This is a genomic window from Acinetobacter sp. YH12117 (assembly GCF_013418865.1).
Lineage (GTDB): Bacteria > Pseudomonadota > Gammaproteobacteria > Pseudomonadales > Moraxellaceae > Acinetobacter > Acinetobacter indicus.
On the sequence record NZ_VPBF01000063.1, the window covers coordinates 1 to 9,001 of the forward strand.

General features: G+C 43.4%; 8 protein-coding genes and 1 pseudogene. 6 read left to right on the forward strand and 3 right to left on the reverse strand.

What is annotated here, in order from left to right; all coding sequences use genetic code 11:
• Positions 1-396 precede the first annotated feature (396 nt).
• From FTU55_RS14245 to FTU55_RS14265, 5 genes are all read left to right on the forward strand, one after another.
• Positions 397-2,199, forward strand: coding sequence for an acyl-CoA dehydrogenase C-terminal domain-containing protein (locus tag FTU55_RS14245; RefSeq protein WP_075168330.1), 1,803 nt, complete (start codon positions 397-399; stop codon positions 2,197-2,199).
• A gap of 173 nt (positions 2,200-2,372) precedes the next feature.
• Complete coding sequence (locus tag FTU55_RS14250) at positions 2,373-4,154, forward strand: acyl-CoA dehydrogenase C-terminal domain-containing protein (RefSeq protein ID WP_075168331.1); 1,782 nt, start codon at positions 2,373-2,375, stop codon at positions 4,152-4,154.
• A gap of 410 nt (positions 4,155-4,564) precedes the next feature.
• The gene (locus tag FTU55_RS14255; RefSeq protein WP_075168332.1) at positions 4,565-4,939 is read left to right on the forward strand and encodes a hypothetical protein; all 375 of its coding nucleotides are present in this window, start codon (positions 4,565-4,567) and stop codon (positions 4,937-4,939) included.
• A 147-nt stretch (positions 4,940-5,086) separates the two neighbouring features.
• A complete protein-coding gene (locus FTU55_RS14260; RefSeq protein ID WP_075167447.1) occupies positions 5,087-5,902 on the forward strand; it encodes a PAAR domain-containing protein in 816 nt (271 codons plus the stop codon).
• Between the two features lie 6 nt (positions 5,903-5,908).
• On the forward strand, positions 5,909-6,610 hold the full coding sequence (locus FTU55_RS14265; RefSeq protein WP_075167448.1) for a hypothetical protein: 702 nt from the start codon (positions 5,909-5,911) through the stop codon (positions 6,608-6,610).
• Between the two features lie 9 nt (positions 6,611-6,619).
• Here the strand turns inward: FTU55_RS14265 and FTU55_RS14270 are convergent.
• Positions 6,620-7,695 (reverse strand): IS3 family transposase gene (locus FTU55_RS14270; protein WP_104495355.1). Its coding sequence is split into 2 segments (ribosomal slippage): positions 6,620-7,443 and positions 7,443-7,695, totalling 1,077 coding nucleotides; the frame shifts between segments, so codons are not numbered across the junction.
• Between the two features lie 92 nt (positions 7,696-7,787).
• Here FTU55_RS14270 and FTU55_RS14275 point away from each other — a divergent pair.
• Complete coding sequence (locus FTU55_RS14275) at positions 7,788-8,264, forward strand: phosphate-starvation-inducible protein PsiE (RefSeq protein WP_075167451.1); 477 nt, start codon at positions 7,788-7,790, stop codon at positions 8,262-8,264.
• Between the two features lie 148 nt (positions 8,265-8,412).
• On the opposite strand, the gene FTU55_RS14280 is transcribed toward FTU55_RS14275, so the two are convergent.
• Positions 8,413-8,838 carry an RcnB family protein gene (locus FTU55_RS14280; RefSeq protein WP_180047410.1) on the reverse strand — a complete coding sequence of 142 codons (426 nt, stop codon included), beginning with the start codon at positions 8,836-8,838 and terminating at the stop codon, positions 8,413-8,415.
• Positions 8,839-8,883: 45 nt separating this feature from the next.
• Positions 8,884-9,001: pseudogene (locus tag FTU55_RS15025) on the reverse strand (RNA-guided endonuclease TnpB family protein); the annotation flags it as partial.

Below are 9,001 nucleotides of genomic sequence, written 5' to 3' on the forward strand. Positions count from 1 at the left end.
ATGAAATACGGTATTCTGATGTGACAAAACCTGAATCCTGGTCGTTAAAGTGTTTGTTTGCACTCATATTTTAACTGTTAGGACTCAGGTTTTTTTATTTAAAGCAAACTATGGGACAGCAGTGGCATGGTGCGCCTTTTTTATTGGACATATCTGTTTACGTTTTTGACTATTTGTCCACTTCCTATACCGATAAATCTGTTTACACTCAATACACTTAGCTATTTCAAGTTAAAAATCTTTGACTTTACAGTCACCAAGAAAAGCCGTTGAAATGCTTGTACCCAATTAGAAGATGTTGCACGATTAAAACATTCAAGATGCGCCTGTGAAGGCGCGTGAACTCACTGATTTAGGATTATAACCGCTGGTTAAACCAGTATTGAGGAACCCGATATGCCACAATACAAAGCGCCACTACGTGATATGCAATTTGTTTTGCATGAATTATTAAATGCTGAAGAACATTATGCAAAACTCCCTGCATTCTCTGGAAACGTAAGCCGTGAGTTGGTTGACCAATATTTAGAAGCTGCTGCAGACTTCTGTGAAAATGAATTATCTCCTTTAAACCAGGTGGGCGACCGCGAAGGCTGTACCTGGAACGATGGTGTAGTCACCACGCCGACTGGCTTTAAAGAAGCGTATCAAAAATATATCGAACTGGGTTTCCCGTCTTTATCTGCTGAAGAACAGTACGGCGGTCAGGGTTTACCAAACTCTCTGGGCATTACCATTTCTGAAATGGTCGGTACCGCAAACTGGGCTTGGGGCATGTATCCGGGTCTGTCTCATGGTGCAGTACGTACCCTTGAGCACCACGGTTCGCAAGAACAAAAAGATACCTATCTGCCAAATCTGGTATCAGGTGTCTGGACCGGAACCATGTGTCTGACCGAGTCTCATGCCGGTTCTGACCTCGGCATTATCCGTACCAAAGCGGAACCAAATGCGGATGGCAGCTATGCGATCTCTGGCGAGAAAATCTTTATCTCTGCTGGTGAGCACGACATGGCCGAGAACATCATCCATATCGTTCTGGCACGTTTACCAGGTGCACCGAAAGGCACCAAAGGTATTTCACTGTTCATCGTACCGAAATTCAACCTGAATGCTGATGGTTCAATCGGTGAGCGTAATGCTGTGCGTTGTGGCTCGATCGAACACAAAATGGGGATTCACGGTAACGCGACTTGCGTGATTAACTTTGACAACGCCAAAGGTTACTTGATTGGACCTGAAAACCGTGGTCTGAACTGTATGTTCACTTTCATGAACACGGCGCGTATCGGTACTGCAGTACAAGGTCTGTCTGCATCTGAATCTTCATTCCAGGGCGCTTTGGCGTATGCAAAAGACCGTCTGGCCATGCGTTCACTGTCTGGTCCGAAAGCGCCAGAAAAAGAAGCCGATCCGATCATTGTGCATCCAGCAGTACGTAACATGCTGTTGACCCAGAAAGCATTTGCTGAAGGTGGCCGTGCGCTGGTTTATCTATTGGCTCAATATGCAGACGTGGTTGAGCAGGCTGCTGAGGAAGAAGACCGTAAATTTGCCGACAACATCCTGTCTTTATTGACACCAATTGCCAAAGCCTTCCTGACCGAAACCGGTTCAGAAGCCGCAAAACACGGTGTGCAGGTGTTCGGTGGTCACGGCTTTATTTCCGAGCACGGTATGGAGCAGATTGTACGTGATACGCGTATTTCTTGCCTGTACGAAGGTACTACTGAAATTCAGGCACTTGACCTGCTTGGCCGTAAGGTTCTGGGTACGCAAGGCGCGATGTTGAAAGACTTCACCAAGATCATTCACAAATTCGCAGAAGCCAACAAAGACAATGCCGGCATGAAAGAGTTTGTTGAACCGCTGGCCGCACTGAACAAAGAATGGGGCGACCTGACCATGCAAATTGGTATGCGTGCGATGCAAAATCCTGAAGAAGTCGGTGCTGCGGCAGTCGATTACCTCTACTTCTCTGGCTATGTGACACTGGCTTATCTATGGGCACGTATGGCACTGGTTGCACAAGAAGCCTTGGCTGCGGGTACTACCGATGTAGACTTCTACAATGCTAAAGTGACGACTGCACGTTTCTACTTCAAGAAAATCTTGCCACGTGTACGCTCGCATGTTGACGTGATTGCGACTGGCCTGGATCCATTGATGGCGCTTGATGCTGAACACTTCGCCTTCTAATGCACGTGATGTGTAGTAACTTGTAATGGATGTAAAAAGGACGGCCAGCTGTTGGCGGTCCTTTTTCTCTATTTATCGCGCTATATTAACCTTTCGTCGTCTAATCAATTGAAATCTCATCGTTTAGACTGACCTGATCACTATGAATAAACAAGAAACAGGTGAAATGAACTATGCCAATTTATAACGCACCGCTTGCCGATATGAAATTCATCCTGAATGATGTCTTCCAAGCAGAACAATTCTGGCAAAATAACGAAAATCTCGCCCACCTCGATGCTGCAACCGCAGAAGCCATTCTTGAAGAAATGGCCAAATTTACCCAGAACGTTACCCTGCCCTTAAACCGCACTGGTGATGAAGAAGGTGCCCAATATAACAATGGCAGCGTAACTACACCGGCCGGTTTTAAAGAAGCATTCAAGCAATATGCCGAAGGCGGCTGGATTGGCCTGGGTGCCGATGAAGAATGGGGCGGTCAAGGCATGCCAAAAATGCTGACCGTTCTGTCGGATGAAATGATTTTTGCCACCAACCCGTCATTCATGCTGTATCCACTGCTGTCGGTTGGTGCGGGCATGGCGCTGAGCAGCTATGCTTCTCAGGAACAGAAAGAAACCTATTTACCAAAAATTTATTCAGGTGAATGGTCTGGCACCATGTGTCTGACTGAACCACATGCCGGTACCGATTTGGGCATTATTAAAACCAAAGCGGAACGCAACGAAGATGGCAGCTATAACATTACCGGGACCAAAATCTTTATTACCGGTGGTGACCATGACCTGGCTGAAAACATCATTCACTTAGTACTGGCCAAAACCCCAGATGCACCTGCCGGTTCACGCGGTATTTCGCTGTTTATCGTACCGAAATTCCTGGTCAATGCCGATGGTTCACTCGGTGAACGTAACCCGGTTGGCCCAGGCTCTATCGAACACAAAATGGGGATTAAAGCCTCTGCCACGTGTGTCATGAACTTTGATGGTGCCAAAGGCTATCTGGTCGGTAAAGAAAACGAAGGCCTGGCAGCCATGTTCGTGATGATGAACTATGAACGTCTGTCAATGGGTATTCAGGGTTTAGGCGCCTCTGAATTTGCTTACCAGAATGCAGCACAATATGCGACTGACCGTTTACAGGGCCGCAGCGCTTCAGGTGTACAATCACCAAACAAACCGGCTGACAGCATTTTAGTACATGGCGATGTACGTCGTATGCTCTTGAATGTGCGTGCCAACAACGAAGCATCACGTGCCTTTGCAGTCTATGTCGGCCAACAGCTGGACATCACCAAATTCTCGACTGATGCAGACGCGGTGAAAAAAGCCAATGACCGTGTGGCGCTGCTAACGCCTATTGCCAAAGCCTATTTAACCGATACCGCTTTCCAGGCAACATTGGATGCGCAAATGTGCTTCGGTGGTCATGGCTATATCCGTGAATGGGGCATGGAGCAATGTGTACGTGATTTACGTATTGCGCAAATTTACGAAGGTACCAATGGCGTCCAGTCGCAAGATTTAATTGGCCGTAAAACCATTAAATGTCAGGGCGCCTATATTGCAGAATATATTGCTGAAATCCGTGACTTTGCCAACCAGTTAGATGCCGATCTGAACTTCATTAAAGATGCGACCTTAGATGCAGCCACAGAAGTCGAATCGGTAACGCAATACATTCTGAATGCGGCGTCTGAAAATGCGGAATTCCCGAATGCGGCAGCGGTCGATTATTTACACGCGGTTGGCCTGCTCAGCTTTGCCTATATGTTTGCCCGTATTGCCCAAGCAGCACAGGCCAAACAGGGTGAGTTCTATCAGAACAAACTGGCGCTGGGTCTGTACTTTGTACAACGTATTCTGCCAGAGCTGGAAATGCGGATTACCCGTATCAAAGCCGGTTCTGATGTGATCATGAAATTCTCGGAAGATTATTTCACTCATCAGGCTTAAGCCTTTTATCTCTCAAAACGCCTGCACTGTCAGGCGTTTTTTATAGCATCCATTTTTCCTGCTGTTTTTACACCACTTTTCCTGTAGTTGTGCACAGTTTTTGCATGAATTTGTCTCATTCATTCAGCATCATCATCAGGAGGAGCATATGACAGCACGGCATCCCAAAGTAGAAAAAGTAGAATCCTGACAGTCTAGCTGTGATTGTTAATGGTTGCATTCGGTTTCTTTATCTTGCATTTTCAAACAGTTAATCATAATTAAAGTTGCATCTACTTGTACCACAATGCTGTATTTTGCAATTCAACAGGGCTTTGTTGCACAAAGATTTCATAACTATATGATTTTAGAAGTTTTGATTATTTTTTGATCCAAAATTAAATTTATTTAAATCAGATGCTTACATATTTATGCAACAAAGCCATTCCGATCTAGATACTAGACTAAAAATCACTAGTATAAATCTTGAGAAAAATCAAAGAGCAGCAATTGAGTTTAATAGAAGTTTTTATACACTAAAATCTATCCTTAATGAATTTGATCTTTATTTCAATAGTAATAGAGCCATTCCTCTCAAGCAAATGAATGAAATATTAGACTCATTCTTTTTAGAGATGAAGAAAATTTTACCTTTAGAGATTAAAGAAAAAGATGATACTTGTATAAACTCCATATATATGCAGCAGTATCACAGACTAATGAATTCGTTAGAAAATTGCCAAAAATTTTATACTGAACAGTTTTTGATTCAAATATTGGCTGAACTTAAAGATGGAACAAGGTAAAACCCTCCTTAGAGGACTTTTACACAAATATCCACATTCATTATTATTGATAGCATACGCCACCTATTTAGAACAATAAAAATAAACAGTATTGTCTATTCTCACTTTGCTATGCTTTTGCCATCATGGAAATAAAAAGGAATAGAATTGGCAACCCCATATATAACAATAGGCTGTCCTACAACTGGCGGTGGAAAAGTAATTTCTGGAAACAGTATGTTTCTAATTGACGGTATTGCTGTTGCTTGTGTCGGTGATAAAGCTACCTGCCCAACACATAAAGTTGTCGCAACAATTATCTCTGGTGATCCAAACATGCAGATCTTCGGCAAAGCCGCTGCTCGTGTTAATGATTCCCTTTCATGCGGTTGCAAATTATTGCCTCAACAAAACTTAGTTGTTCAAGACAATGGTGGTGCAGCATCATCGGGTGCAAAATCCTCATCTGCTCCAATGTCACAAAAACAGCAGACTACTAATAGTTTTAGAGAAGAAAAATATGAAAACTATTACATTGAGCAGTATAAAACTGATGTCTACATTAGCCATAAAGCTGTTCTTTTAGGTGATGAAGGAGTAACACCCTTGGATGGAGCTGTAAGCTATTTTCTAAACTACAAAGTTCAAGGCAAGGAACTATTTTTAAGTGTAGTTATTAATGCAGCTCCATTGAGCCACAAGGGAACTGTTTATCCTTTTGGGACCGCTATAGTTTCAAGAGAGGGGAAAGAGATTACCAGAGCCAAGTTAAAAAATGATAAAGGGTATTGGCCAACAGATAAAAATAAGGCCCCTTTAGGAAGTTGCACTATCAAATTGCCAGAACCAAATTTGCAGCTTGTTGATGTAGAACTTGAACTCGGATATACCGCAGTAATTTCAGATACCGTGGGTTCTGTGCATCCAATGCCTCCTATAAAAAAATATAAGTTTTCCTTAAATTCTGCAGCGCGCAAGGTATAAAAAGTTATGAATAAGCTATTAACGATTCTATTATTAAGTGTCGCATTTGCTGCGTGTAATAACCCAAATAGTACAACCCAAATCGCCCAAGTGCAGAGCGAGAAATCTGATAACCAGCAAGAAGTATTAAAACCACTTGTAGCAGAGTTCAATGAAATTATGAACTCTCTCCAGACTGAAGCGGACATTATATCTACACAAGCAAAACTGGAAAAGCTTCTAAAGAAGTTTCCAGATGACAATGATTCAAGTACGCAAGTCCAAAAGTTAAAATTAAAAGTGCTACTTCAATTAGGTTATTTAAATGAAGCCAATGCTTTGGCAACAAAAATTCTTGCTTTAGATAGCACAGCAAGCATTCAAGAAACCCAATGTTTGATTCAAAGAAAATTACAAAAGCCAACCAATCAAATTAATAAATGTTATGAAAAAGCAGCTAAGCTGTATCAGGCACAATACGAAAAATTAAGTAATGATAATCCACAAAAGCAATATATTCTCTGGTCGAGTTACGCTGCCATGTATCAAGCAGGTCATGCTGACTATAAGCAAAAGTTGAAAGCTATTGTTAATGCTCAAACCACTGAAGATGAGAAACATACTTTTAATACTATGTACGAGAATGTAGTGGACCCAACAGTTATTAAAGAAATTCTTGAATCTATGCCTTATAAGAAAGGTAATCCTCCCATAAATAACCGAAGTTAAAAGTAGAGGTTAAGCAGCCATTAGAGGTGGCCTTCCTTTGTTTGCTTGGTGTGGTCTTTCATAGTTGTAATGCCACAGCCAACTCGTTGCATAATCTTGTACTTCTTCCAGTGTGTCAAATAGATGCTTGCTTAGCCAGCTATAACGTATAGTCCGATTATAACGTTCAATATACGCATTCTGCTGTGGCTTACCCGGTTGAATATATTCAATACGAATACCATGCTCAGTAGCCCAGCGCACAAATTCGTGACTGATAAATTCGGGACCATTATCGCATCGGATCACTAACGGTTTTTCTCTCCACTCCAGCAATTGATTCAACGTACGAATAACCCTGATTGTGGGCAATGAGAACCCTGCTTCAATGGCTAGGCCTTCGCGGCGGTAATCATCAATCACATTCAATAATCGAAACTTGCGACCATCGGAAAGCTGATCATGCATAAAATCTAATGACCAAACCTGATTTTCTCGGATTGGTTCCTTCAATGGTTCAGGCGCATGCCGTTTTAGTCTTCTTCTCGGTTTAATACGCAGATTCAGTGCCAACTCACAGTAAATGCGGTAAACCCGCTTGTGATTCCAGCAGCAACTCTCAACATGCCGTAAATACGAGAAGCACAAACCAAAGCCCCAGTCGGAATTTTCCTCAGTGAGTTCAATGAGCTGTTCAGCAATGAGTGCATTGTCATCGCTGAGTTTGGCTTGATAGCGGTAGCAGGTTTCACTAATGCCAAATGCTTTACAAGCCAAACGAATACTAATGGCATGCTGGGCAACTGCCTGTTGTGCCATCTTACGCCGGCAAGATGGCTTTACCACTTTTTTGCCATCGCTTCCTGGATGATTTCGGCCTTTAATCGCTCTTCCGCATACATCTTTTTAAGTCTGGTATTTTCGGCTTCTAGCTCTTTCAGTCGAGCCATTAATGATGTATCCATACCACCATATTTGGCACGCCATTTATAAAAGGTAGCATTACTCATGCCGTGTTCACGGCAAAGGGTCGCTACAGGTGTGCCAGATTCTGCCTGTTTCAAGATGGACATGATCTGACTGTCAGTAAATTTAGATGTTTTCATGCAGAATCTCCTGCTCGTATCTTAAGAGAAAATTCTACTTTTAGATCCTATTATTTTTAGGGGGGATTACCACACAATCTTACAGTCATACTATAGAAAAAATAGAAACCCTCCTCGACCGGCTGGGTAATCTGGCCGTAGAAGGTTTTCACTATATTGCCCTGTTCGTGATTGGCTGTATGGTGATCTGGTCAGCCGGCCATACCGTGGTCGATATTCTGACCGTCAAACAATATGCCACGATTGATGATATTTTACTGCTGTTCATTTATCTGGAACTCGGTGCCATGGTGGGCATTTACTTTAAAACCAACCACATGCCAGTACGCTTCCTGATTTATATTGCCATTACCGCCCTGACCCGGCTGCTGATTTCCGATATCCAGCACGACCATAAAGCGGATATTGACCTGGTGATTATTACCGGTTCGATTCTGATTCTGGCCTTTGCCATTCTGGTGGTACGTTTTGCTTCCTGGAATTATCCATCGGTAATTCGGGATAAACACAGCGAAAAACCGTTGCCACAAGGCAAGACCCCACGCCCGGAAGATGATGAACTGGCCTAAACACCAAAATCACGTCCATCATTCAAATCTGAAGCACAAAAAAGCGCGCCTAGATACTACCACGGCGCGCTGATTTTTAAGTGAAGATTCACCAGATCATCAGTTTGGTTCAAATAGTTTTCCTTAGCGCTTGAGCGCTCCAGATGATCTAACGGTTCGGCACCAAAATATAACGGCCATTTTCATAAATCCAGTAGCTGCCATTTGGCGGAGCTGGCAAACCTAAACGGCGCCAGTCGGTAATGATGGTCTGCGTGCTGCTTTCAATCTGGGCCACATTCGGATCACCATTGACCCAGCTATAACTTTGCGAATTCTGGTAAATGGTGGTGGGCGCCTGATATTGAATACTAATGCCCGGACGTACCGGTTGATGGCCCCAATGCGGACGTGGTGGATAATATTGTGGCGGCCTGTGCTGCGGATAAGACGGGCGATGCTGTGGATAATGTTGCGCATGCGATTTTCGCTCCACGCCCTGATAACTGGCCCAGCGATTGGTATCGGCCAGCGACAATGTCGAGATGGCAGACAACCCAATGCCCAACCATACACCTGCTTGCATTCTTTTCATTACCCGACTCCCAAACATCAGCCCATTGATTTTACTTTGACATCCTCACCCACCTGAAAGGAGGGTGATTCCTACTGCTAGACGCTTATGCCCAAGCGCAAGTATGTTCTTGGCGGAGTTTAAATCGCGTTGATTTACACTTCCGCATTCACATTCCCATACT

Excerpts from the sequence above, each read along its gene's own strand:
- FTU55_RS14245 (WP_075168330.1), top strand. The coding sequence starts at position 397 with ATGCCACAATACAAAGCGCCACTACGTGATATGCAATTTGTTTTGCAT.
- FTU55_RS14250 (WP_075168331.1), top strand. The coding sequence starts at position 2,373 with ATGCCAATTTATAACGCACCGCTTGCCGATATGAAATTCATCCTGAAT.
- FTU55_RS14255 (WP_075168332.1), top strand. The coding sequence starts at position 4,565 with ATGCAACAAAGCCATTCCGATCTAGATACTAGACTAAAAATCACTAGT.
- FTU55_RS14265 (WP_075167448.1), top strand. The coding sequence starts at position 5,909 with ATGAATAAGCTATTAACGATTCTATTATTAAGTGTCGCATTTGCTGCG.
- FTU55_RS14280 (WP_180047410.1), bottom strand. The coding sequence starts at position 8,838 with ATGAAAAGAATGCAAGCAGGTGTATGGTTGGGCATTGGGTTGTCTGCC.